20 protein-coding genes are annotated in these 24,712 nt (G+C 49.7%); 18 read left to right on the top strand and 2 right to left on the bottom strand.

Features of this window, described 5'->3' with window-relative positions; all coding sequences use genetic code 11:
• Nucleotides 1–79 precede the first annotated feature (79 nt).
• From HW447_RS11980 to HW447_RS11945, 8 genes are all read left to right on the top strand, one after another.
• Complete coding sequence (locus HW447_RS11980; RefSeq protein ID WP_176255497.1) at nt 80–976, top strand: carbohydrate ABC transporter permease; 897 nt, start codon at nt 80–82, stop codon at nt 974–976.
• Between the two features lie 13 nt (nt 977–989).
• On the top strand, nt 990–1,814 hold the full coding sequence (locus HW447_RS11975; protein ID WP_176255496.1) for a carbohydrate ABC transporter permease: 825 nt from the start codon (nt 990–992) through the stop codon (nt 1,812–1,814).
• Between the two features lie 121 nt (nt 1,815–1,935).
• Nucleotides 1,936–3,147 (top strand): aspartate kinase, encoded by a 1,212-nt coding sequence (locus HW447_RS11970; RefSeq protein WP_176255495.1) that lies wholly within the window; start codon nt 1,936–1,938, stop codon nt 3,145–3,147.
• A 398-nt stretch (nt 3,148–3,545) separates the two neighbouring features.
• Nucleotides 3,546–4,997, top strand: coding sequence for an acyl-CoA carboxylase subunit beta (locus HW447_RS11965; protein WP_176255494.1), 1,452 nt, complete (start codon nt 3,546–3,548; stop codon nt 4,995–4,997).
• 17 nt (nt 4,998–5,014) lie between these two features.
• Nucleotides 5,015–5,827 carry an OadG family protein gene (locus tag HW447_RS11960; RefSeq protein WP_176255493.1) on the top strand — a complete coding sequence of 271 codons (813 nt, stop codon included), beginning with the start codon at nt 5,015–5,017 and terminating at the stop codon, nt 5,825–5,827.
• Nucleotides 5,828–5,859: 32 nt separating this feature from the next.
• Nucleotides 5,860–6,276 carry a biotin/lipoyl-containing protein gene (locus HW447_RS11955; RefSeq protein ID WP_176255492.1) on the top strand — a complete coding sequence of 139 codons (417 nt, stop codon included), beginning with the start codon at nt 5,860–5,862 and terminating at the stop codon, nt 6,274–6,276.
• A 50-nt stretch (nt 6,277–6,326) separates the two neighbouring features.
• On the top strand, nt 6,327–7,472 hold the full coding sequence (locus HW447_RS11950) for a sodium ion-translocating decarboxylase subunit beta (RefSeq protein ID WP_176255491.1): 1,146 nt from the start codon (nt 6,327–6,329) through the stop codon (nt 7,470–7,472).
• A 32-nt stretch (nt 7,473–7,504) separates the two neighbouring features.
• Nucleotides 7,505–8,917, top strand: coding sequence for an oxaloacetate decarboxylase subunit alpha (locus HW447_RS11945; RefSeq protein WP_176255490.1), 1,413 nt, complete (start codon nt 7,505–7,507; stop codon nt 8,915–8,917).
• Between the two features lie 187 nt (nt 8,918–9,104).
• Here the strand turns inward: HW447_RS11945 and HW447_RS11940 are convergent, their stop codons facing one another.
• Entirely contained in the window at nt 9,105–10,370 is a 1,266-nt protein-coding gene (locus HW447_RS11940) for a S8 family peptidase (protein ID WP_243176287.1), read from the bottom strand.
• Between the two features lie 317 nt (nt 10,371–10,687).
• On the opposite strand from HW447_RS11940, the gene HW447_RS11935 reads away from it, so the two are divergent.
• Nucleotides 10,688–12,067, top strand: a complete 1,380-nt coding sequence (locus HW447_RS11935; RefSeq protein WP_176255489.1) for a redoxin domain-containing protein — start codon at nt 10,688–10,690, stop codon at nt 12,065–12,067.
• 112 nt (nt 12,068–12,179) lie between these two features.
• Here the strand turns inward: HW447_RS11935 and HW447_RS11930 are convergent, their stop codons facing one another.
• A complete protein-coding gene (locus HW447_RS11930) occupies nt 12,180–12,671 on the bottom strand; it encodes a QueT transporter family protein (RefSeq protein WP_176255488.1) in 492 nt (163 codons plus the stop codon).
• A 483-nt stretch (nt 12,672–13,154) separates the two neighbouring features.
• Between HW447_RS11930 and murC the strand changes: the two genes are divergently transcribed.
• From murC to HW447_RS11885, 9 genes are all read left to right on the top strand, one after another.
• Nucleotides 13,155–14,540, top strand: a complete 1,386-nt coding sequence (gene murC, locus HW447_RS11925) for a UDP-N-acetylmuramate--L-alanine ligase (protein WP_176255487.1) — start codon at nt 13,155–13,157, stop codon at nt 14,538–14,540.
• A 318-nt stretch (nt 14,541–14,858) separates the two neighbouring features.
• Nucleotides 14,859–16,016: a DnaD domain protein gene (locus tag HW447_RS11920; RefSeq protein WP_176255486.1), complete on the top strand. Its 1,158-nt coding sequence runs from the start codon at nt 14,859–14,861 to the stop codon at nt 16,014–16,016.
• A gap of 64 nt (nt 16,017–16,080) precedes the next feature.
• The gene (locus HW447_RS11915; protein ID WP_176255485.1) at nt 16,081–17,061 is read left to right on the top strand and encodes an ATP-binding protein; all 981 of its coding nucleotides are present in this window, start codon (nt 16,081–16,083) and stop codon (nt 17,059–17,061) included.
• A gap of 112 nt (nt 17,062–17,173) precedes the next feature.
• Nucleotides 17,174–18,343, top strand: coding sequence for a ribose-phosphate pyrophosphokinase (locus HW447_RS11910; RefSeq protein WP_176255484.1), 1,170 nt, complete (start codon nt 17,174–17,176; stop codon nt 18,341–18,343).
• Nucleotides 18,344–18,454: 111 nt separating this feature from the next.
• Nucleotides 18,455–19,570, top strand: a complete 1,116-nt coding sequence (locus HW447_RS11905) for an acyltransferase family protein (RefSeq protein WP_176255483.1) — start codon at nt 18,455–18,457, stop codon at nt 19,568–19,570.
• Nucleotides 19,571–19,968: 398 nt separating this feature from the next.
• Nucleotides 19,969–21,129, top strand: coding sequence for a recombinase RecA (gene recA, locus HW447_RS11900; RefSeq protein ID WP_176255482.1), 1,161 nt, complete (start codon nt 19,969–19,971; stop codon nt 21,127–21,129).
• Nucleotides 21,126–21,746 carry a regulatory protein RecX gene (locus tag HW447_RS11895; protein ID WP_243176286.1) on the top strand — a complete coding sequence of 207 codons (621 nt, stop codon included), beginning with the start codon at nt 21,126–21,128 and terminating at the stop codon, nt 21,744–21,746. Before recA ends, HW447_RS11895 begins: the two co-directional genes overlap by 4 nt.
• A gap of 200 nt (nt 21,747–21,946) precedes the next feature.
• Nucleotides 21,947–23,506 (top strand): ribonuclease Y, encoded by a 1,560-nt coding sequence (gene rny / locus HW447_RS11890; protein WP_176255481.1) that lies wholly within the window; start codon nt 21,947–21,949, stop codon nt 23,504–23,506.
• Between the two features lie 206 nt (nt 23,507–23,712).
• A complete protein-coding gene (locus HW447_RS11885) occupies nt 23,713–24,708 on the top strand; it encodes a hypothetical protein (RefSeq protein ID WP_176255480.1) in 996 nt (331 codons plus the stop codon).
• The last annotated feature ends 4 nt before the right edge of the window (nt 24,709–24,712 follow it).

Here is a 24,712-nt window from a genome sequence, read left to right as displayed (position 1 = left end):
TGAGAAGGGTGAAAGCAGGGATTCTCCCCATATTACGGCCTGTAGTATGGGGAGTCACTTTTAGAAGGAGAGATCTACCATGAAGTCAAGGAAAATCAACAAGATCAGAATGCGGGAAACGCTTGTTTCCTACGCGTTCCTCTTACCGGCCATGCTGTTTTTTATCATTTTTGTGCTGGTTCCCATGGGAATGGGCGTAGTCACCAGCTTTTTCCGCTACAATATGAAGGGAATGACATTTACCGGGCTGTCTAACTATACCACGATGTTTGCAGATCCTGTATGGCAGAAGTCCCTGGTGAACACCCTGCTTCTGGTAGTAGGCTCCGTTCCCATCACCGTTTTATTTGCACTTTTTGTGGCAGCCATGACCTATGAGAAGAATCCGGTGACACGGTCCTTTTTCCGCTGTGTGTTCTTCCTGCCGGTCGTAACCGGTACAGTAGCTGTTACTGTTGTGTGGAAATGGATCTACGATCCGTTAAACGGTATCCTGAACTGGCTGTTAAAATCCATGGATGTGATCGATAAAAATATCATGTGGACCGGTGATAAGAAATTTGCACTCTGGGCCATCCTGATTATCCTGATCACCACCAGCGTAGGCCAGCCCATTATCCTTTACATTGCATCTCTGGGAAATGTACCCAAGGACTATGTGGAGGCGGCACAGGTAGACGGTGCCAACGATTTTCAGGTATTCTGGAAAATTAAGTGGCCAAGTCTTTTGCCTACCACTCTGTACATTGTAGTTATCACCACCATTAACTCCTTCCAGTGCTTCTCATTGATTCAGCTGCTGACATCCGGCGGCCCCAACTACAGAACCACAACGATCATGTACTATCTGTATGAAACGGCCTTTAAGAAGTTTGAATACGGCTATGCAAATGCCATGGGGGTAATTCTGGCGCTGATCATCGGCTTTATCAGCTTTGTCCAGTTTAAGGCTCTGGGCAGCGACGTTGAATATTAAGGGGGAAGAGAAGATGAAAAATAAAGTAAAAATCCTGGACATCCTGTCCATGACATTCCTGCTTCTGCTCAGCGTGGTCTTTATCTTCCCGTTTTACTGGATCCTGACAGGCGCGTTCAAATCCCAGAAGGTAACGATCAAGCTTCCGCCGGAATGGTTCCCGCTGCATCCCACCATGGAAAACTTCGAGAAGCTGTTTCAGAATCCGGCTCTTCAGTGGCTTATCAACAGTATTTTTATCGCTGCGCTGACGCTGATCATTGTCTGCATTGCCTCCTCTATGGCGGGCTATGTGCTGGCGAAGAAACGGTTCTACGGCGATAAGCTGCTGTTTAGTATCTTCGTGTTTGCCATGGCTCTTCCAAAGCAGGTAATTCTGGTGCCTCTTATGAAACTGGTTTCCTTTATGGGGATCCATGATACCTCCTGGGCTGTGATCCTTCCTTTATGCGGCTGGCCCTTTGGTATTTTCCTGATGAAACAGTTCAGCGAAAATGTTCCTACCGAGCTTTTAGAGGCGGCAAAGATTGACGGAAGCGGAGAGATCCGCACCTTTACAAACATTGTTATGCCGATCGTAAAGCCTGGTCTGGGAGCGCTGGCTATCTTTACCTTTATCAATACCTGGAACGATTATTTCATGCAGTTGGTAATGTTAAATTCCAGAACCAATCTGACCATCTCCCTGGGTGTGGCAACGCTGCAGCAGGAGTTCTCCACGAACTATGGTGTGATCATGGCAGGTGCGGCTCTGGCGGCGGTTCCCATCGTTGCCGTTTTCCTGATGTTCCAGAATTATTTCACCCAGGGAATTACCATGGGCGCAGTAAAAGGATAAGGGGAAACAAGTTGACAAACAGCATCATTTGAGTAAAATATGGTATAGGTTGGAGCGATGGTCGTTTGGCCATCGCTCCTGTATATTTACCCGCAGACCGGGCGAAGGAAGGAAAACGGATATGAGTTTGATCGTACAGAAATTCGGCGGAACCTCCGTGGCAGACACAGAGAGGCTTCGCAATGTTGCAAGGATCATTACGGACGCATATAAGGCAGGGAATCAGGTGGTGGCAGTGCTGTCGGCCCAGGGCGATACCACGGATGACCTGATTGAGAAGGCGAGGGAGATCAATCCTGAGGCTTCCAGCCGTGAGATGGATATGCTTTTATCTACCGGTGAGCAGATCTCAGTCTCTCTCTGCGCCATGGCCATTGAGGCTATGGGGTATCCGGTGATCTCTCTTACGGGCTGGCAGTCCGGCGTGATTACCAATACCGTTTCAGGAAATGCAAGGATCAAAAAGGTGGATACGGAGCGCATCGAGGCAGAGCTGAACCAGAAGAAGATCGTTATTGTCACAGGGTTTCAGGGTGTGGACAGAAATCACGATATAACGACCCTGGGAAGAGGAGGTTCCGATACCTCAGCGGTAGCGCTGGCCGCAGTGCTGGGAGCTGATCTGTGTCAGATCTATACGGATGTGGAGGGTGTTTACACCGCGGACCCGAGAAAAGTGACAGGGGCAAGAAAGCTGGATGAGGTAACTTACAACGAGATGCTGGAACTGGCTACGTTAGGCGCACAGGTGCTCCACAACCGCTCCGTAGAGCTGGCGAGAAAATATAATGTAAAAATGGAGGTTCTGTCAAGTTTTACAGGCCATCCGGGAACAAAAGTGAAGGGAGTTGCAAAACGTATGGAACGTTCATATATCAGCAGTGTGGCAAAGGATAAGGATATTGCAAGGATCGCCCTCATCGGCGTACCGAATGAGATCGGCACCTCATTTAAAGTGTTTTCCCTCTTAGCCAGAAATCAGGTGAATGTGGATATCATCCTTCAGGGCATCGGCCATGAGGAAGGAAAGGATATCTGCTTTACAGTAGCGGAAAAGGATCTTAAGAAGGCTTCGGAGCTTCTGATCGAGCAGAAAGAGGAACTGCGCTACAGCCGTCTGGAGACAAACTGCGACGTGGCTAAGGTTTCTGTGGTGGGAGCAGGCATGATCAACAATCCCGGTGTGGCGGCAACGCTGTTTGAGGCGCTCTACGATGCAGGCATCAATATCAACATGATTTCCACCAGTGAGATCAAGATATCTGTGCTGGTAGATAAGAAGGATGCAGATCAGGCGGTTCAGGCCATCCATGACCGTTTCTTTGGAATGTAACCAGCCGCTGCCGCAAGGAAAGAAAACTCCGTATATGTTTTCTACCTGGCCTGAACTGTTACATTAAATAATTGTAAGATTCTGTTAATGATTGTTCATTGAACGGGAAATGTAAAAATATACAGATAAACACGCATAAAGTGGGCGCTGCCGCACATACCTCATAAAAAACAATCGGCTGTTTGGGAGCAGGTATGGGGACAGCGTCTGTATTTTTCTTAAAATTTGTTAATAATTTATCGAAAACAGGCAATTTCCTGATCTGGGGGGCTTGCCATTTGACAAAAATCTTATTATAATCATATATGGCAATATTTTTGTCTTTATGCGGGATTGCACTGGGATTGAAAGCAATTCCGTCTAATATTGTAGACTTAAGAATGATGGAGGACTGGAAAATGAGTAATTCAGCACAAACTTCAGCAAGCAGCCGTATTGCAGCTCTGCTTGATGAGAACAGTTTTGTTGAAGTCGGCGCGTATATCACCGCTAGAAACACGGACTTTAACATGACTGAGCAGGAAACACCGGCTGACGGTGTGGTTACCGGATACGGTACCATCGGCGGGTGCCTGGTTTATGTATACAGCCAGGATGCATCCGTACTGGGCGGCTCTATGGGCGAGATGCACGCAAAGAAGATCTGCAGCATCTATTCCATGGCTATGAAAATGGGAGCGCCTGTGATCGGACTGGTGGACTGTGCCGGACTGCGTTTACAGGAGGCTACGGATGCGCTGGATGGTTTTGGTAAGCTGTACTTAAGCCAGGCCATGGCATCTGGTGTGATCCCGCAGATTATGGCAGTTTTCGGCACCTGCGGCGGCGGTATGGCAGTAGCAGCAGGTATGGCAGATTTCACCTTTATGGAGGAGAAGTCCGCCCAGTTCTTTGTAAATGCTCCAAACGCGTTAGAGGGCAATTACAAGGCAAAATGCGACACAGCGGCAGCTGCGTTCCAGAGCAAAGAGACCGGAGCGGTTGATTTTACGGGAGACGAGGCTTCGATCTTGGCCCAGATCCGCACACTGGTATCTATTCTGCCCGCAAACAACGAGGAGGATTTTTCCGAGGCCGACTGTCAGGATGATCTGAACCGTATGTGCACTGGCATTGAGGGAGTGGCAGGAGACCCTGTGCAGGCATTATCCATGATCTCTGACAATCATTTTGTAATGGAAATAAAGAAGGCTTATGAACCCTCTATGGTGACAGCCCTTATCCGTATAAACGGCGTGACCGTAGGCTGCGTGGCAAACCGTACAGAGCTCTATGAGGATGGAAATAAGACAGAGGACTTTGAGTCTGTTCTGTCTGGCAAGGGCTGCGGCAAGGCAGCGGAGTTCATCAATTTCTGCGATGCTTTCAGTATTCCGGTACTGACGATTGCAAATGTAAACGGCTATAAGGCAAGTCTGTGCAGTGAGAAATCGATTGCAAAGGCAGCAGCCCGTCTGACTTACGCATACGCAAACGCCACAGTTCCCAAGGTGACCGTAGTGACAGGAAAAGCACTGGGAAGCGCCGGCCTTACCATGGGCAGCAAGAGCCTGGGATCTGATCTGGTATACGCCTGGCCCAATGCCGTGATCGGCACCATGGAGCCGGATGAGGCGGTTAAGATTATGTATGCAAAGGAGATCGAGGCCAGCGATGACGCGGTGGCTCTCATCAATGAGAAGGCGGCAGAGTACGCAAAGGCTCAGTCCGGCGCGATGGCTGCTGCAAGAAGAGGCTATGTAGACGATATTATCAAGGCAGAAGAGACACGCCAGAGACTGGCAGCTGCCTTTGAGATGCTTTATACAAAAAGTGAGGACCGTCCGTCAAAGAAGCATGGCACGGTTTAAAGAGGGGTGACATGTATATGAGACGATTATTAAAACGGATGGCAGCGGCAGCCCTTGTATCTGCCTGCCTGGTAAGCCTGTCTGCCTGCTCTCAGAAGGAAACAGACACAGAGGCATTATCCATCAGTACAGACGGTACGCCGGTGGAGGATTCCATGGCGGATGCCCTCATTCTTTCTGCGGCCCAGACGCTGGGAGCTTCTGATGAGCAGCTGATTGTACAGGCACAGCTGGCAGAGGCCCAGGGCGATACCGCCAGTGCGGGGCTTTATGAGGAGCAGTTAGAAGTCCGGGAGGAGATGGGCAGCTTAAAGCACATTGATATCGAGGACGGCTCGGTGGTTCTTCTGGAGGACGGAAGCTACACGGTGATCCTTCCTGTAGAGTTTACACAGGGAACCAAAAAGTATGTGATGAACCTCAATATGGCTACGGGACAGCTGGAGGCCCAGTTTACGGATATGTCCACAGGTACAGAGGAGGATAACTCCATAAGCTCTCTGTTAAAAACAGCCAGTGTGTATACCGGAGTCGGTATGGGAACCGTGTTCTGTGTTCTGATTTTCATCAGCCTTCTGATTGCCTGCTTTAAGATTATCCACACATGGGAAAAGGGAAAGAAGGAGAATGCGGCAGCGCCTGCGCCTACACCTGCAGCAGCCTCGGTTCCGGTTCAGGCAGGAACTCCGGCAGTGACCGGACCTGAACTGGCAGACGATGCGGAACTGGCAGCGGTTATGGCCGCAGCCATCGCAGCATATGAAGGGACATCGCCCAACGGACTGGTGGTACGCTCGATCCGCCGTGTGAGCAGTTCCAGAAGAAGATAAGGATTCATTTTAAATCAAGGAGGAAATCGATCATGAAAACATATACCATTACAGTAAATGGAAAAGCATATGCAGTAACCGTTGAAGAAGGCGCAGCAGCCCCCGTGGCAGCAGTTCCTGCAGCAGCCCCGGCACCTGTGGCAGCACCCGCAGCGGCACCTGCGCCTGCAGCAGCACCCGCACCTGAGGCAGCGCCTGCGCCAGCACCTGCAGCAGCCCCGGCAGGCGCAGCAGGCTCCGTTAAGGTGACCGCTCCTATGCCAGGCAAAATCGTAGGTGTGAAGGCAGCTGTAGGTCAGGCTGTAAAGAAGGGAGAAACGGTACTGGTGCTTGAAGCCATGAAGATGGAGAACGATATCGTGGCTCCTCAGGACGGAACGGTTGCAAGCATCAATGTATCTACGGGAGATGCGGTTGAGTCCGGCGCTGTTCTGGCTACTCTGAACTGATCGGAAGGATGAACCCCCAATGCTGGGGGTTCCATTATGGAGGTAGCGTTATGGATTTTGGCAATTTGGCAACAAACCTTCTGGGTCAGATGGCGTTTTTTCATCTGACCCCTGGAAATTATATGATGATTGGCGTGGCACTGGTATTTTTGTATCTGGCGATTCGAAGGGGGTTCGAACCGCTGCTGCTGATTCCAATTGCATTTGGTATGCTGCTTGTAAACATCTATCCGGAGATCATGTATTCACCGGAAGAATCTTCTAATGGCGTAGGCGGTCTGCTGTGGTACTTTTTCACTCTGGATGAGTGGAGTATCCTGCCTTCTCTGATTTTCTTAGGCGTAGGTGCTATGACTGACTTCGGCCCTCTGATCGCTAACCCCATCAGTTTTCTTATGGGCGCTGCTGCTCAGCTGGGTATTTATACAGCCTATTTCTTAGCCATTTTCCTGGGATTCTCAGGAAAGGAGGCTGCAGCAATTTCCATTATTGGCGGAGCAGACGGTCCGACCTCCCTGTTCCTGTGCAGCAAGCTGGGACAGACACAGATCATGGGCCCCATTGCCGTTGCGGCGTATTCCTATATGGCTCTGGTACCGATCATCCAGCCGCCGTTTATGAAACTTTTGACAACGGATAAGGAGCGCAGGATCAAGATGGAGCAGCTTCGCTCCGTATCCAAGCTGGAGAAGATCCTGTTCCCTATCATTGTAACCATCGTAGTCTGCCTGATCCTGCCTTCTACCGCGCCTCTGGTAGGTATGCTGATGCTGGGCAACCTGTTCCGTGAGAGCGGCGTTGTAAAGCAGCTGGCGGAGACTGCGTCCAATGCGCTGATGTACATTGTAGTTATCCTGCTGGGTACATCCGTAGGTGCTACTACAAGCGCTGAGGCTTTCTTAAATGTAACAACGCTCAAAATCGTTTTTCTTGGTCTGATCGCGTTTATCTTTGGTACCATAGGCGGCGTTCTCTTAGGAAAACTCCTGTGTAAGCTGACAGGAGGAAAGATCAATCCCCTGATCGGCTCCGCAGGCGTATCCGCTGTACCTATGGCAGCCCGCGTATCCCAGAAGGTCGGTTCTGAGTACGATCCCACCAATTTCCTGCTGATGCACGCAATGGGGCCAAATGTGGCAGGCGTGATTGGTACGGCCGTTGCAGCCGGTACCTTTATGGCAGTATTTGGAGTATAAAAGGGAATATTTATCAAGGAGGAATATTAACTATGGCAGAGATAGAGAAGAAGCCGGTAAAGATCGTGGAGACCGTCCTGCGTGACGCCCATCAGTCTTTGCTTGCTACCAGAATGTCAACGGAGCAGATGCTCCCCATCATTGAGAAGATGGATCAGGTTGGCTACCATGCAGTAGAGTGCTGGGGAGGCGCTACCTTTGACGCCTGCCTGCGTTTCTTAAAAGAAGATCCATGGGAGCGCTTAAGAAAATTAAGAGATGGCTTTAAGAATACAAAGCTGCAGATGCTGTTCCGTGGACAGAATATTCTGGGATATAATCACTATGCAGATGATGTAGTAGAGTATTTCGTACAGAAGTCGATTGCAAATGGTATTGATATCATCCGTATTTTCGACTGCTTAAACGATATCCGCAACCTGGACACAGCCGTTAAGGCAACCAAGAAGGAAAACGGCCACGCTCAGATCGCCCTGTGCTACACTCTGGGTGATGCTTATACGCTGGATTACTGGAGAGACATCGCAAGAAAGATCGAGGATATGGGCGCAGATTCCCTGTGCATTAAGGATATGGCCGGCCTTCTGACTCCATATAAGGCAGCTGAGCTGGTACAGGCCTTAAAAGAAGGAACCAAGCTGCCTATCGACCTGCATACCCACTACACATCCGGCGTTGCTTCTATGACTTATTTAAAAGCAGTAGAGGCAGGATGTGAGATCATCGACTGCGCAATGTCGCCTCTGGCGCTTGGCACCAGCCAGCCGGCAACCGAGGTTATGGTTGAGACTTTCAGAGGCACACCATATGACACCGGCTATGATCAGAACCTGCTGGCAGAGATTGCAAACCACTTCCAGCCGATCCGCGAGGAAGCATTAAAGAGCGGCCTTTTAAATCCAAAGGTTCTGGGGGTAAATATCAAGACTCTCCAGTATCAGGTACCCGGCGGTATGCTTTCCAACCTGGTAAATCAGTTGAAGGAAGCAGGACAGGAGGACAAGTACCAGCAGGTATTGGAGGAAATTCCAAGAGTAAGAAAGGATTTCGGCGAGCCGCCTTTGGTAACGCCTTCTTCTCAGATCGTTGGTACGCAGGCCGTTCTCAACGTAATTATGGGCGAACGCTACAAGATGGTTCCCAAGGAGTCCAAGAAGATCATGCTGGGAGAATTTGGCCAGACTGTAAAGCCGTTTGATCCGGAAGTCCAGAAGAAGATCATTGGCGACGAGACACCGATCACCTGCCGTCCGGCAGATCTGATCAAGCCTCAGCTCCCGCAGTTCGAGAAGGAATGCGCACAGTGGAAACAGCAGGATGAGGATGTATTAAGCTATGCTCTGTTCCCGGCTGTAGCCAAGGAATTCTTCCAGTACAGAGAGGCACAGCAGCGCAAGGTTGATGTGACTGTGGCTGATAAGGAAAATAAGGCTTACCCGGTGTAAGAAACGGGATGAGAGAGTGAGAATAGAAAACAGCCTTCCGCGTTAGGGTGCGGGAGGCTGTTTTTTTGTATAATATTGGTAATAATTCAGGACGGGGATGCTTCTATGTGAAAACAAGTGCGAAATCATGCTTATAAGCGAGCTGAATACCTGTTTTCCCGCGTCCTGAGCAGTTACATAAATTGTATTATTTTTGCCACTTCATGGCCGCCGACACATCCAGCATACCGCCGGATACGGTTTTCTCTTTCAATGGCGCAAGTTTATGAACAGTGGAAAGCAGGGCGGTTTTTATATCGGTAAGGTTTAAATCGGGGCGGCCGGAGTAGAGAAGGGCGGCGGCTCCGGTAACCATGGGGGCAGCCATGGAGGTACCGCTCATGTAGGCGTATGCATTGCCGGGAATGGCGCTTAAGATATAGGTGCCGGGAGCGGCCAGATCTACGCTTGCACAGCCGTAGTTAGAGCTTTCATCCAGACGGCCGTTGAACATCAGGTTCCCTACCGTGATCACATTATCAAATGGCAGGCTGGCCGGATAGACCGGGTATTTGTCGATATCGTAGCCGATTTCGTACTGATTGCCGTTGCCGGCAGCTACCACAAAGAGCATATTTGAATCGCGGATGGCAGATTCAAATTCAGGGGTAGACTGGCTGGAGCCAAAGCTTAAATTGCAGATCTGCGCACCGTTTGCCTGGGCGTAGCGGACAGCCTCTATGACGCTTTCGGGTGTTCCCTTGCCGTCTTCGCCTCCAAGAGCTTTTAAAACCATGATTTTTACGTAACCACTGTCTGCGATTCCGGCAATTCCGCCGTTGGCCTTTGAGGCAGCAATGGTACCTGCGCCATGGGTGCCGTGGCTGTCCTCGTCCCCAACATAAATCTGATTATTATTGGAAATAAAATTCCAGCCGTTCACATCATCAATATAGCCGTTGCCGTCATTGTCAATGCCATCACCGGGAATCTCGTCCTCATTAACCCAGATGGCGTCTTTCAGATCCGGGTGAGAGGTGTCAATTCCGGTATCTATGACAGCAACGGTAACGGGGCGCTTGTTTTCTGCCTGCTGATAGAGCTGCCAGGCTTCTTCAATGTTGATATCGATCCCAGCTACGGCGTTTGTCCTGATAGCGTCATAGTTGCTGGGGCCAAGAGGGGGCAGGGCAATGCCGTCGATGCCGTTTTCACCGTAGTGTACATTGATATGATCGAGAGTACGGATATTCAGTTTCCGCTCCGTTCGCTGAAGGTTTCCTGTGTTGCGCAGGGCCCACTGATATTCGGAATATTCGTCTCCCTGTGATACGATCTCCACGCCGGGACCGCTGAAAAAGAGAGAAAAATCGGTATCCGTTCTGTCCGTCTCCAAAAGGGGAGAGGCAGGGGCAGAAGATGCTATGAAAATAGAAAGCGCCATGGATATGGCGGCTGCCGAAATATGCTTCATGGTTTTAAAACTCCTTTCCTGAGGCTGCATTATACCACACCTTGAGGAAAAATTCCATTCTCCGGGTAAAATGATATTTCTGAGTAAGAGTATATCATGAGGCCTGTGAGAAAAAAGTGAACTTTTTCTGACGCTTTTCTCTGAAATGTCATATTTTTGTAAGGTTTTGAGAAAGCTTGGTCTGCAAAGGAGAAATGAAAAGAGGAAAACCGGGGAACCGCTTGACAAAAGACGTATTGTCACGGTATAAAAGGAGTACGTTTGTGCTTGATAGCGCTTGCGTGGCTGAATCGTTACATTATTTTCAGGAGGTTTTTATGGGATTTACATTGGATGTGAGCATATCGGCAGTGACTGTATTTTTACAGGGACTTTTGAGCTTCTTCTCGCCATGCGTACTGCCGCTGCTGCCTCTTTATATCGGCTATCTGTCCGGCGGGACAGCGGTGAAGGGGGAGGACGGAAGGATTTATTACAAGCAGAGCAAGGTGATGATTCATACAGCGTGCTTTGTGGTGGGAGTAAGCTTTGCATTTTTTCTGCTGGGTCTTGGCGTATCGGCAGTGGGAAGCTTTTTCCACAGCAATCAGACTATGTTTGCCAGGGCCGGAGGGATTTTGGTGATGCTGTTTGGCCTGTATCAGCTGGGGATATTTGGAACATCTGCGGTGCTTGGAAGAGAACATCGGCTGCCTTTCCGGCTGGATCGTCTGGCCATGTCGCCCTTTACGGCGCTGATTATGGGATTTACCTTCAGCTTTGCATGGACGCCCTGTGTAGGGCCTGCTTTAACCAGTGTCCTTCTGATGGCAGCCTCGGCGGCTACCAAGGCTCAGGGCTTTGGGCTGATCGGGGTGTACACGCTGGGCTTTGTGCTTCCGTTTTTGTTTGTAGGACTGTTTACTACAAGACTTCTGGAACTGTTTAAAAAGTACCGGGGCGCAGTACAGTATACGGTAAAGCTTGGCGGCGTGCTTATGGTGCTGATGGGTGTTCTGATGTTTACAGGCAAGATGAATGATGTGACCGGCTATCTTTCAAGGATCTCCGGAACGATGGAAAATACGGTAAATGCAGAGAAAACGGCGGGGCACAAGGGGACAGAAACTGCCGGAACAAATACGGACATGGAAACCGATGCTGCCTCAGAGACAGAGCCGGACAGTAATCCTGAAACAGGTGCAGGCACAGAGACTGACAGCACAGACACAGATACAAAAGCTGCGGATGCCGAATCTCGTCCTGTGCTTCCGGCGGTAGATTTTGAACTAAAAGATCAGTATGGCAATACGCATAGGCTGGAGGATTATAAAGGAAAGACCATTTTTCTGAACTTTTGGGCTACCTGGTGTCCGCCATGTAAGGCGGAGATGCCGGATATCCAGAAACTGTATGAAAATTCTCCTACGGAAGGAGATGACGCAGTAATCGTCCTGGGAGTAGCCGCGCCGAATATGGGGCAGGAAGGCTCAGAGGAGGAAATCACCGCATTTTTGGAAGAAAATGGTTATACATATCCAGTGCTTATGGATACAGAGACAAAACTGTTTACTTCCTATGGAATCATGTCCTTTCCGACCACGTTTATGATCGACAGAGAGGGAAATGTTTTTGGCTATGTATCAGGTATGCTGTCAGCTGATATGATGGACAGCATCATCCATCAGACGCTGGAGGGAAAAATGGACAGAAGATAGGAACAGAAAGACTCTGGTGAATCCGGCATAACAGAAAATAATAAGACCGGCACAAACTTCCCGTTTTAAGACAGAAGTTTGTGCCGGTTTTGCTGCCGGAGTTTTTCTGTGTCTACACTCTGCTCTGCCGGAAGATTACATACTTATACCGTTCCAGCAAGGCCAGAAGTCCATTTCCAAGGACACCGATAGCCAGTACCTCGCCGATGCCAACAGTCAGCATCATGAACGGAACCAGATCCGTTGAGCCATAGGCGTACCGCAGTACCCATGGAATGATCAGGGTATTTGCCAGAATGGGAGGCAGGCACACCAGATATTTATGCTGCCGCAGCCAGTAGGAACCTACTGCACCGATGAGGGTGGCGAGGCTGCCGCAGATCACATCCATGATCACTGCTGTACCTAAGAGATTGGAGATCAGGCATCCAAGAAACAGCCCCGGAATAGCGGCCGGTGTAAAAAATGGAAGGATGCACAGCGCCTCTGAGATGCGAAACTGCACCGGGCCGAAGCTGATGGGGGCGAACATCATAGTCAGCGCCACATACAGCGCGGCGATTAAAGCGCCCTGTACCAGAAATCCTGTTTCCTTTGAATTCATATTGTGTTTTCTCCTTTAGTTTTGTTTTAGGTGTGGAAGGTCTCGAACACACCGGTCGTTTTTGATAAAAAGCCTTGTATATCAAGATTTTTTATGACCTTATGAACACTGGAACGGTCTTAATATTCCCGTTCAGCAGACATTAGTATAGCATTGACGCCGCATTTATGCAATCCCTAAAAATTCCCCTCCAGTTTCTGGATTTCCCTGAAAACCAGTTTCGGGAAAACGGTTAATATGATCTGAAACAGTGTCTGTGCTGCATTTTTCCAACTACGGACTGTGTATTCTTTCAATCACCAGGATTTAAGAGAAATTTGGTAATATATGGTAAATAAAGGGCCGGAGCATACCGCCGTAAAATTTCATATAGCATTTCACCTGTTTTTTGATATAATTATAAGGAAAGTATCATATCATACATACCATCTGTCTGTGTATTGCTTACGGATGGTACTGTTTAACAGGGAAAGGAAGCAATATATGTATCAGATAGATTTTAATAAACCAGAGCATATTCATTTTATCGGGATCGGAGGCATCAGTATGAGCGGCCTGGCTGAGATCCTTTTGGAAGAGGGATTTACCGTGTCCGGTTCTGACGCCCATGAGACAGAGCTGACAAAGCGCCTGGAGGAGAAGGGGGCAAGGATCTGTTACGGACAGCGGGCCGCTAACATCGAGGCGGAGCCGGGAATCAGTGTGGCAGTATACACAGCGGCGATCCACGATGATAATCCGGAGCTTTTGGCCGTCCGGGCAAAGTCCATACCCGAGCTTACACGGGCGCAGCTTCTTGGGGAGATGATGCGCAACTATAAACAGTCCGTGGCGGTTTCCGGCACCCATGGAAAAACTACCACTACCTCCATGATTACAGACATCCTTCTGGCAGGCCAGGCAGATCCTACGATCTCCGTAGGAGGCATCCTCCGGGATATCGGAGGAAACATCCGGGTAGGCGGGCCGGAGCTTTTTGTTACAGAGGCCTGCGAGTATACCAACAGCTTTTTATCCTTTAGCCCCACGGTAGAGGTTATTTTGAATATCGAGGAGGATCATCTGGATTTCTTTAAGGATATTGAGGATATCCGCCGTTCGTTCCGTCTCTTCGCAGAGAAGCTTCCAGCAGGAGGGCTTCTGGTGGTGAACCGCGATATTGACCGGATGGAGGAGCTTACAAATGGCTTAAAATGCCGGGTAGTCACTTTTGGAAAGGAGGCCTCCAGCGATTATACGGCTCAGAATATCACATATGATGCCTTTGCCAGACCTTCTTACGATCTGGTGGTGCAGGGGGAGATCGTAAACCGTATTACTCTGGGCGTTGCCGGCGAGCATAATGTATACAATTCTCTGGCGGCGATTGCCGTTTCCATGGAGCTGGGAATGGGATTTGATGCTGTTATGGCGGGGCTTAAAACGTTTACAGGGACAGACCGGAGATTTGAGAAAAAGGGTGAGATCGGCGGTGTCACCATCATTGACGATTACGCCCACCATCCCCAGGAGATCCGGGCTACTCTGGCTGCGGCCAAAAATTATCCTCATAAGCGTCTCTGGTGCGTATTCCAGCCTCACACCTATACCCGGACCAAAGCATTTCTGGACGAATTTGCCGATGCCCTTTCCGGAGCGGATGAGGTGATACTGGCAGATATCTATGCCGCCAGAGAGACGAATACGTTAGGGGTGAGCTCGGCTGATATTGCCAGCCGTCTGGAAAATATGGGGGTCAGTGTTCATTACATTCCGTCTTTTGACGAGATCGAAACATTTATTTTGGAACATTGTATAAACGGTGACCTGTTGATAACTATGGGGGCCGGAGATATTGTAAAAGTGGGAGAAAAGCTCCTGGGACTGTAGTTATCCACAATATCCACATAGTTTTCAACACTATATGCGCAAAAAAATTGTGGATGATCCACGGGAGGAGTCAGAGTGCTGCAGGAACTCAGAACATGAGGTTTTATGCGGAAAAATGGCGATGTCGGGGAAAAGAGGCGGGATGGAAAAATAACTTTTCCACAATATCAACAATATCCACAGAATGGATGGTGGAAACAGAGACCTATTTTCTTTTCCAAACGGATATGATATACTGGCCACAATACGCCCCGAATGCTCTGAAATGGCCCGTACAGGCCAAAAAACGGGGAATGACAGCAGTAAGGAGTGGAAAACATGGGGATGACCTGGAAGGACCGCTGGAGCGTTCCGGCTACAGCTGTGGCAGATGAATTTATTGACCGGTATATGGCCGGGGCCAATGGGGAATATGTAAAGGTATATCTGTATATCCTTCGCCACCAGGGAGAGGAGATTACCATCGAAGCCATTGCGGATGCGCTGGATCATACGGAATCCGATGTGCGCAGGGCTGTGAGTTACTGGGAAAAACTGGGAATCCTTTCGGGCGATTCTCCTAAAGAGACCGGCGCGGCAGAGGGAAGGCAGCCAGAACGGGCGGGTCTTCAGGAACAGAAAGCGTGTCCCCCCAGGCCTGCTGCCTCAGAAAATGCCATAGAATCAGCTGCGGCTGTGGCGCCGTCTCCATCCCTGACGGGAGAGCGGAGGGAAGAGACGGCCGGAGAGGGGGAGGTTCCTGTATACTCCGCCGCCCAGGTAAACCGGCTCTGCGGGGATGAGGATTTTTCCCAGCTGCTGTATATTGCACAGAAATATATGAATAAGGTATTTACCCCCAGAGACTGTCAGGTGTTTGCTTATCTGTATGAGGGACTGGGCATGAGCAGTGAGCTTTTGGAATACCTTGTGGAATACTGTGCTCAAAACGGCCATACCTCCATGCGGTATCTGGAGACGGTGGCTATCAGCTGGCACGGCAGAGGGATTAAGACCTCGGACGAGGCCAGGGAGCTTGGCGCCGCCTATACAAAGGACTCCTTTGCGGTGATGCGCGCCTTTGGCATAAACAGCCGCAAGGCAGCTTTGCCGGAGCAGGCGCTGATCGACAAGTGGTTTAAGGATTACGGCTTTACCAGAGAGATCGTACTGGAAGCCTGCAGCCGCACCATTACTGCTATCCACAGTCCCAGCTTTCAGTACGCGGATCGGATCCTGACAGAATGGAAGAAGGCCGGGGTAAAAAGCTTTGAGGATATTAAGGCCATGGATACCAGACGTCAGGCGCTGATACAGGAGAACGGAGGCGACAAGGAAACGCGTCTGAAACGCTACAACAGTGCGGCAAAGGAAGGTGGAGGCAGGAAGGGCACGCCCAATCAGTTCCATAATTTTAAACAGAGGGACACAGATTATGATGCCCTGGTCTTAAAACAGGTAAAGGAATGGGTAGGCGGTGAAAGAACCCGTACATAAGCGCAGACGGCACATACGGACCGTAGATGGGAAATACGTCTGCTGACCGGAAGGAGATAAAAACATGGCATTGAGCAATTCACAGTACGACGCCATTATGAGGGAATACGGCAGACAGCAGATGGAAAACCAGCACCGGCTGGAAGCAAGAAAAAATGAGATTTACCAGGAGATTCCGGCCATCAGGGAGCTGGAAGCGGAGATTGCCGGCCGTTCTGTGGCCGGAGCAAAAAGGCTTCTGGGAGGGGATATCGGAGTTTTAAGCCAGCTCAAGGAAGAACTGGCGGACCTGCGGGAGCAGAAGGCGCTTCTGATCCGTGCCAAGGGATACCCGGACGATTATCTGGAGCTTCACTACCGCTGTCCTGACTGTAAGGATACGGGCTGGAGGGACGGACGCAAGTGCCACTGCTTTTTAAAAGCTCAGATGAAGCTTCTCTACGCCCAGTCTAATCTGGATCAGGTGTTGGATCAGGAAAATTTTGGAAATCTGTCATATGCCTATTATGATGATCAGGAGATCCTGCCGGAAATCGGACTGACTAATGCAGACTATATGCGCCGGGTGGTTCGAGGCTGTATGGATTTTGCGGCGGATTTTGACCGGAAGAAGGAGAACCTGCTCTTTACCGGCAGCACCGGCGTGGGAAAGACATTTCTCACCAATTGCATCGCCAGGGCGCTGATGGATTCGGGCCATTCGGTCATCTATCTTTCAGCCGGAGATTTGTTTGAGGTGTTTTCCAGAAATAAGTTTGACTACGATACTCCGGAGGATATGCGGGATACCTACCGTTATATTTTAGACTGTGATCTTCTGATTATTGATGATCTGGGAACGGAGTTAAACAACAGCTTTACTTCCTCTCAGCTTTTTTACTGCATCAATGAGCGGATGAATATGAGCCGTTCCACCATCATTTCCACAAACCTGTCTATTGCCAGGCTGCGCGACTCTTATACGGATCGGGTAACATCACGGATCATGCGCTACAGGATCATTCCTTTGTATGGAAGAGATATTCGGCTTTTAAAAAGAGAATGAGACGGCCGCGGCGGTTTTTCAGAGGATGTGCCGGCTGGCTTGACGAAAGGCGCATAATAATGGTATAAAAATATATAATGAGCGGAAACGCAAACAGGAGGATGAAGAGATCATGTTATACGAAGAGAAAGTCATTGAGACCATTCCGGTCGGCCCTCTTGGGCTGATCCCCTTAAAGAGCTGCACCGACCTTGGAAATAAAGTGGACAGGTATCTGGTGGACTGGAGACGGGAGCGGGAGAGTGAGCACAAGTCTACCATTGCCTTTACAGGCTATCAGAGAGATTCTTATATTATCAATGCCGCCACACCAAGATTTGGTTCCGGCGAGGGAAAAGGCATTGTGGAAGAGTCTGTCCGCGGGGACGATCTTTATATTATGGTGGATGTGTGCAATTACAGTCTGACCTACTCTCTGTTTGGTATGACCAACCATATGTCTCCCGACGATCATTTTCAGGATTTAAAGCGTATTATCGCTGCAGCGGCAGGAAAGGCCCGCAGGATCAATGTGATCATGCCGTTTCTCTATGAGAGCCGTCAGCATAAGCGTTCCCGCCGGGAGTCCCTGGACTGCGCCCTGGGCTTAAAGGAACTGGTAAATATGGGTGTGGAGAATATCATCACTTTTGATGCCCATGACCCCAGAGTGCAGAACGCCATCCACTTAAAGGGCTTTGAGACGGTTCAGCCGATTTATCAGTTTTTAAAGCACCTGCTGAAAAATGAACCTGATTTAAAAATCGACAGCGATCATATGATGGTTATAAGCCCGGACGAGGGTGGTACCGGCCGCGCGATCTACTTTGCAAATATGCTGGGACTGGATATGGGTATGTTCTATAAGCGCCGTGATTACACCAGGATCGAAAATGGAAGAAACCCAATCGTGGCCCACGAGTTCCTCGGCTCCAGCGTAGAGGGCAAGGATGTGCTGATTATTGACGATATGATTTCATCCGGTGAGAGTATGCAGGATGTGGCAAAGGAGTTAAAGAGAAGAAAGGCGAGAAAGGTATTTATCTGCTCTACCTTCGGTCTTTTTACCAATGGCCTTGCAAAATTTGACGAATATTATGAGAACGGATTTATTGACCGGATCCTGACAACCAATCTGGTATACCAGACTCCGGATCTGCTGCAGCGTCCTTACTACATCAATGTGGATATGAGCAAGTATATTGCCCTTATCATCGATAATCTGAACCATGACGCTTCCTTAAGCGAGCTTCTGACGCCTACCAGCCGTATTAACCGTCTTTTGGCGCAGTACAGAAGCTGATGGGTTTAATATAAGCGTATGCAAAGGGCTGTTTCCGGCAGGAAGCGGCCTTTTGTCGGTTTTGGACAGCTCAGGTATTTTCAGAAAATCGGAGAACAGGAGTGGAAGAAAATGGAGGAAAGACCGGAAAAGGGTTCCGCGGCTGGGGCAGATGAGGCATGGTTTAGAAACCGGGTGTCCTGGCTCAGTTTCTTCTTCAGCCTTCTGGTGGTGTGGGTTCACTCCCCGAATGTGGATCTGTTTGCCAAAGGTACAGAAGGAATGGAGGCAGCGCAGCGCCTGGAGCACATGGGAGCGGATCAGCTGGGACAGATCGCCGTACCGGGATTTTTTATGATCTCGGCGTATTTATTTTATAGAAATTTCCATATAAAAAGTCTGGCGGGAAAATGGAACTCCCGGATTAAGAGCATCCTGATCCCCTATGTGGTCTGGAATTTCCTTTATTACATGGCCTATGTGATCGTCACCCGTATCCAGGCGGCAGAGCGGATCATCGGAAGGGAGCCGGTGCCTTTTAACGGAGAGGAGCTCCTGGCAGCAGTGGTGCGCTACCGTTATAATCCAGTGTTCTGGTATCTTTTCCAGCTGATCCTTCTGATCGCTCTTGCGCCGGTTTTATATGCAGTGCTTCGCAGGACTCTTATTGGGACGCTGTTTCTGGCTCTTTTGCTTTTGGGGCTGTGGAAGGGCTGGAGTCTGCCATATCTGAATCTGGACGCGCTTTTTTACTATTCTGCGGCCGCTTTTTTGGCCATTGGCCGTGAACGGTGGGGAAATGTTCTGGAAAGGCGGCCGTCAGGATGGAATGCGCAGGAAGGGTCTGTGGAGGGGGTGTTTTTTGCGCCGGTCCTGCTGGCGGTTTACGGTGCATTTTTGTGGTTCAGCGGACGTCCGGGTGCAGTGTTTTATCAGCTGCCGTTCCATACAGTTCTGATCCGTTTCTGGGGCGTCTGTATCGCCGTGTGGGCAATTCGCTTCATTCCGTTTCCAGCGGCTGATGATCTGGTAAAGAACAGCTTTTTTATGTACGCCATTCATTTTCCGTGGGTGCGTCTGTTTAACAAGCTGGGGGCCCTTCTCCTGCCTGAGGGGGCCGGCAGCGCCCTGGCTATGTTTGTGGCGATGCCGGTTCTTGTGCTGGCGGTCACCTGGGGGCTGGGGAATTTTATGAAACGCTTTATGCCGGGGATCTATGGTTTGCTGTCCGGTGGAAGAGGAAGATAAGTTCCACGGCGGTTCTTGCTAAATGTCTGGATCTGTGCTATTCTGAAACTGTTCCCGCAGGTATTCGTCCTGCAAGTTTGTCAGATCCGGGGAAAGCCCGGTCTTTGGATGGAAACATCTGTGACAGGGCATTCGTCCCGGAGTTACCGTATTGATAGGCTGTTACCGGCAGATATACCGCTTCATGATCCATATTCTCCCAGGGATCTTCTATGAATCTGTCTGCCGGCGTTTATGTAAGAGGCTTCCCAGGCTTTGCCGAGATTTTGAAAAATACAGTTGACATTTGGGCGGATCTATACTATGATTATATTTAATAGAACGTTTGTTCGGAGAAAAAATCGCCTCCGGTATATACCGGTATCAGGCGGACAGACAGATTCCATTAGGAGGAGAATATGGGCAAAGAAGAAAAGATGACCGTCAACAGAGATATGAACAAGGAAGAGAAGATGAAGGCCCTGGATGCGGCGCTGACTCAGATTGAGAAGGCGTATGGCAAGGGATCTGTGATGAAGCTGGGGGAATCCGGCGTGAATATGAATATAGAGACTGTTCCCACTGGCTCCATCAGTCTCGATATCGCCCTGGGACTGGGCGGCGTGCCAAAGGGAAGGATCATTGAGGTATACGGCCCCGAGTCATCCGGTAAGACGACAGTAGCTCTTCATATGGTATCAGAGGTTCAGAAAAGAGGCGGCATCGCAGGCTTTATTGATGCGGAACACGCACTGGATCCTGTGTACGCCCGCAGCATCGGCGTTGATATCGACAATCTTTATATTTCCCAGCCGGATAACGGAGAACAGGCGCTGGAGATCACAGAGACGATGGTGCGTTCCGGCGCCGTGGATATTGTAATCGTGGACTCAGTTGCTGCTCTGGTTCCCAAGGCTGAGATCGACGGTGAGATGGGCGACTCCCACGTAGGCCTTCAGGCCCGCCTTATGTCTCAGGCCCTGCGTAAGCTGACTGCGATCATCAGTAAGTCAAACTGCGTGGTGATCTTTATCAATCAGCTCCGTGAGAAGGTTGGCGTTATGTTTGGAAGCCCGGAGGTGACTACCGGAGGCCGCGCGTTAAAGTTTTACGCTTCAGTCCGCATGGATGTGCGCCGAATTGAGACGTTGAAGCAGGGGGGAGACGTAGTAGGCAACAGAGTCCGTGTAAAGGTAGTAAAGAACAAGATCGCTCCGCCTTTTAAGGAGGCTGAGTTTGACATTATGTTCGGTAAGGGCATTTCCAAGACAGGGGATATTCTGGATCTGGCGGTAAAGGAAAATATCGTGGAGAAAAGCGGCGCATGGTTTGCGTACGGCAGTTCCAAGATCGGTCAGGGGCGTGAGAATGCGAAGCAGTATCTGGCAGAGCATCCGGCTATCTGTGCAGAGATTGAGGCCCTGGTACGTGTAAAATACCAGCTTCCGGGAGCGGAGGCAGCTGAAGCGGAGGCCAAGAAGGCGGCTGAGGCCGAGGCAAAGACCAAAGGCACCGCTCCGATCGCAGGAGAGGAAAAAGAAGGACCGGTTGCAGAACCTGTCGAGGATAATGAGGTATGATGGTCACAGAAGTGACCTCTGTTGACAAAAGAAAGTGCAAAGTCCTTCTGGAAGAGGAGGGCTTTGCCTTTGTTTTATACAGGGGAGAACAGGAGAAGTTTCATATTGAGGATGGGAAGGAACTGCCGAAGGCCGTTTACCGTCAGATTGTAGAAGAAGTGCTGATGCCCAGAGCCAGGGAACGCGCGCTCTATCTTCTCCAGGCTCAGGGAAGAACGAAGGCCCAGATGGAGAGAAAGCTTACAAAAGACGGATATCCTCCAGAGGTGATCCGGCGGGTGATGGATTTTCTGGGAGAGTACCGCTTTGTAGATGATGCGGCCTATACGGAGAATTTTATCCATGCCAACAAAGCCAGAAAAAGCCGCCGTCAGATGGTCTATGAGCTGCAGCAAAAAGGGGTAGACCGGGAAGAGATTGCCCGTATTCTGGAGGAAAATCCCCAGGATGATCTGGCTGCTGCCGCTAATCTTCTGAGAAAGCGTCTGCGTTCCAGCTCCCTGAAAGATCCCAGGGAGCGCCAGCGTACTGCCGCCTATCTGGGCCGGCGCGGTTTTTCCTATGATGTGATCCGCAAGGCAATGGAGATGGCTCAGGAAAATGATTGGGAGGAGTAAATATGGTCTGTTAAACAGGCTTCCTGTGGTTTTGTTTAAATAACTGTCTATAAGATTTATGACAGGATAGGCGGTCTGAAAGAAAAGGCTGATACGAATTGTAGAAACTAACCGGGAATCCACTTGACACCTTTATGAAAAAAGTATAAAATTAGTATGTTGTATTTCGTACAATGAAAACTAAATAAGGAGGTGCTCCTGTGTTACAGATAATAGTCCCTTTGATTATCGGTGCGGTGATCGCGGCTATTGTTACTTGGATGATCGCTCATCCTGCCGGCCGTTCCTATGAGCGCAAGCAGTACGAATTAAAGGTGGGAAGCGCGGAAGAAAAATCCCGTGAAATCATTGATGAAGCCTTAAAGACCGCAGAGACAAAGAAGCGAGAAGCTCTCCTGGAAGCCAAGGAAGAATCTTTAAAGACAAAAAATGAGTTGGAAAAGGAAACCAAGGAAAGAAGAGCAGAACTTCAACGTTACGAAAAACGCGTATTAAGCAAAGAGGAAAACGTTGAGAAAAAAGCAGACGCCCTGGAAAAGAAGGAGGCAGATCTGGTCAGAAGGGAGAATATACTCAGCAAGAGAAGCGCTGAAGTAGAAGCCCAGTATGAGCAGGGAATACAGGAACTGGAGCGGATATCCGGTCTAACCTCCGAACAGGCAAAAGAATATCTTTTAAAATCTGTTGAAGAAGACGTAAAACATGACACAGCTAAGCTGATCAAGGAACTTGAAAACAAGGCAAGAGAAGAAGCTGACAAGAAGGCCAGAGATCTGGTAGTGACGGCCATTCAGCGCTGCGCGGCAGACCATGTGGCTGAGACTACAGTTTCTGTGGTACAGCTTCCCAATGATGAGATGAAAGGCCGCATTATCGGCCGTGAGGGTCGCAATATCCGTACCCTTGAAACACTGACAGGTGTGGAACTGATCATCGATGATACTCCTGAGGCGGTTGTTTTATCCGGGTTTGATCCCATCCGCAGGGAAGTAGCAAGGATCGCATTGGAGCGTTTGATCGTGGACGGACGTATTCATCCGGCCAGGATCGAGGAAATGGTAGAAAAAGCACGGAGAGAAGTGGAAAACAATATGAGGGAAGAGGGCGAGGCCGCCTGTCTTGAAGTTGGTATCCACGGTATTCATCCGGAACTGGTTAAGTTACTTGGAAGGATGAAGTTCAGGACAAGCTACGGACAGAATGCTTTAAAACATTCCATCGAAGTAGCGCAGTTATCGGGGCTTTTAGCATCGGAACTTGGGGTGGATGTACGTTTGGCAAAACGTGCTGGTTTGTTACATGACATTGGTAAATCCGTTGACCATGATATGGAGGGCACTCATGTACAGCTGGGGGCAGACCTGTGCAGAAAGTACAAGGAATCTGCAACTGTGCTCAATGCAGTAGAGTCCCATCATGGCGATGTTGAGCCTACCAGCCTTATTTCCTGCATCGTTCAGGCGGCAGATACCATATCTGCGGCAAGACCGGGCGCAAGACGTGAGACGCTGGAGACATATACAAACAGATTGAAGCAGTTGGAAGATATCACAGACTCCTTTAAGGGAGTAGACAAATCTTTTGCTATTCAGGCAGGCCGTGAGGTTCGCATTATGGTGGTTCCTGAGCAGATCAGCGATGACGATATGGTATTGCTGGCAAGGGAAATATCCAAGAGAATAGAAAGCGAGCTTGAGTATCCGGGACAGATCAAAGTAAATGTGATCCGTGAGTCCAGGGTGACCGATTACGCGAAATAGAAAAAAGCTTCGTCAGAGTACAGCTGGCGGAGCTTTTTTTGTGGAATGGCTCTGGTTTAAGGCATATCCGGCGTCCGGTCCGGCCCTGTAAAAGCCGGCACAGCGGAAGAAAGCGGGGAATCGTAAGGAAAAATTCATTGACACTTATGATGAAAATTTATATCCTTAGGATATAAAAGACATTTAAAATGAGAAGGAGACTGCTTATGGCGCATTTTGGAAAAAAGCTGGCGCTTTGCCTGGCGGCAGGGCTTTTGGCGGCCAGTATGGTTATGCCTGCATATGCGGCAAGCCGCAAAAAGATCACATCCATTTCACTGTCCATTAAGGCGGATATTCAGCCGGATACAGATTACGGTGAAGAATCCATTGAAATTGAGAGCAGCAGCAATCGCTACAATGTAGACGGCTACGAGGTGATGAATGAGGGCTTTGGCTGGACGGAGGATACGGTGCCAGAGATCCGAATCACCCTGACGGCCAATGACGATTATTATTTTACTATGCTTGGAAAGGATAAGATCGCGTTAAAGGGCGGAGCCGAGTTTAAGAAAGCAACCCGGCAGGATTCCGGGGCTACGCTGCTTTTGGATGTAACCCTTCCATCCATGCAGAACTCATTAAAAGACATGGAAGGCGTGACCCTTTCACAGGAGGGGATCGCTTCCTGGCCGGCAGTCAGCACAGCAGGAAGTTATGAGGTGCGCGTGTACCGGGGAGATAAGATTGTGGGAGCGGCTCTCACCACCGATACGAACAGCGTCAACTGCAGAGAGCGTATGGTAAAGCCCAACGAGTCCTATATGGTGAAGGTTCGGGCGGTCAATAAGTTCGACACCACCATCAAGGGCGAGTGGGCTTCCTCCAATACCATTTACATAAATGGAGATCAGGCTGCGGCGTTTAGGGACAATCTGGATGCGGCTGGTGTGGAGGGCGGATCCGGGGCAGCCGGTGAATGGAAACAGACTGCAGATGGAAGATGGTGGTTCGACCAGGGAAATGGCAGCTATCCGGCAGACGGATGGATGGAAATAGGAAATAAATGGTATTTCTTTGACGCGGAAGGATATATGAAAACAGGGTGGATCCACTGGAATGAAAAGGATTATTACTGCTCAGAAAACGGCGATATGCTGACCAGCTGCATGACGCCGGATAATTATCTGGTAGGAGAAGACGGAGCCAGGATCGCTCAGTAAGGAG

The sequence above is a fragment of the Enterocloster alcoholdehydrogenati genome (genome assembly GCF_013282095.1).
Taxonomy (GTDB): Bacteria; Bacillota; Clostridia; order Lachnospirales; family Lachnospiraceae; genus Enterocloster; species Enterocloster alcoholdehydrogenati.
The sequence above is the reverse complement of the archived record's forward strand: the minus strand, read 5'-3'. Positions and strand labels throughout refer to the sequence as shown.

Excerpts from the sequence above, each read along its gene's own strand:
- HW447_RS11940 (WP_243176287.1), bottom strand. The coding sequence starts at position 10,370 with ATGAAGCATATTTCGGCAGCCGCCATATCCATGGCGCTTTCTATTTTC.
- HW447_RS11965 (WP_176255494.1), top strand. The coding sequence starts at position 3,546 with ATGAGTAATTCAGCACAAACTTCAGCAAGCAGCCGTATTGCAGCTCTG.
- HW447_RS11930 (WP_176255488.1), bottom strand. The coding sequence starts at position 12,671 with ATGAATTCAAAGGAAACAGGATTTCTGGTACAGGGCGCTTTAATCGCC.
- HW447_RS11980 (WP_176255497.1), top strand. The coding sequence starts at position 80 with ATGAAGTCAAGGAAAATCAACAAGATCAGAATGCGGGAAACGCTTGTT.
- HW447_RS11885 (WP_176255480.1), top strand. The coding sequence starts at position 23,713 with ATGGCGCATTTTGGAAAAAAGCTGGCGCTTTGCCTGGCGGCAGGGCTT.
- HW447_RS11970 (WP_176255495.1), top strand. The coding sequence starts at position 1,936 with ATGAGTTTGATCGTACAGAAATTCGGCGGAACCTCCGTGGCAGACACA.
- HW447_RS11895 (WP_243176286.1), top strand. The coding sequence starts at position 21,126 with ATGATGGTCACAGAAGTGACCTCTGTTGACAAAAGAAAGTGCAAAGTC.
- HW447_RS11935 (WP_176255489.1), top strand. The coding sequence starts at position 10,688 with ATGGGATTTACATTGGATGTGAGCATATCGGCAGTGACTGTATTTTTA.
- HW447_RS11955 (WP_176255492.1), top strand. The coding sequence starts at position 5,860 with ATGAAAACATATACCATTACAGTAAATGGAAAAGCATATGCAGTAACC.
- recA (WP_176255482.1), top strand. The coding sequence starts at position 19,969 with ATGGGCAAAGAAGAAAAGATGACCGTCAACAGAGATATGAACAAGGAA.
- murC (WP_176255487.1), top strand. The coding sequence starts at position 13,155 with ATGTATCAGATAGATTTTAATAAACCAGAGCATATTCATTTTATCGGG.
- HW447_RS11905 (WP_176255483.1), top strand. The coding sequence starts at position 18,455 with ATGGAGGAAAGACCGGAAAAGGGTTCCGCGGCTGGGGCAGATGAGGCA.
- HW447_RS11910 (WP_176255484.1), top strand. The coding sequence starts at position 17,174 with ATGTTATACGAAGAGAAAGTCATTGAGACCATTCCGGTCGGCCCTCTT.
- HW447_RS11915 (WP_176255485.1), top strand. The coding sequence starts at position 16,081 with ATGGCATTGAGCAATTCACAGTACGACGCCATTATGAGGGAATACGGC.
- HW447_RS11960 (WP_176255493.1), top strand. The coding sequence starts at position 5,015 with ATGAGACGATTATTAAAACGGATGGCAGCGGCAGCCCTTGTATCTGCC.
- HW447_RS11920 (WP_176255486.1), top strand. The coding sequence starts at position 14,859 with ATGGGGATGACCTGGAAGGACCGCTGGAGCGTTCCGGCTACAGCTGTG.
- HW447_RS11950 (WP_176255491.1), top strand. The coding sequence starts at position 6,327 with ATGGATTTTGGCAATTTGGCAACAAACCTTCTGGGTCAGATGGCGTTT.
- HW447_RS11945 (WP_176255490.1), top strand. The coding sequence starts at position 7,505 with ATGGCAGAGATAGAGAAGAAGCCGGTAAAGATCGTGGAGACCGTCCTG.
- HW447_RS11975 (WP_176255496.1), top strand. The coding sequence starts at position 990 with ATGAAAAATAAAGTAAAAATCCTGGACATCCTGTCCATGACATTCCTG.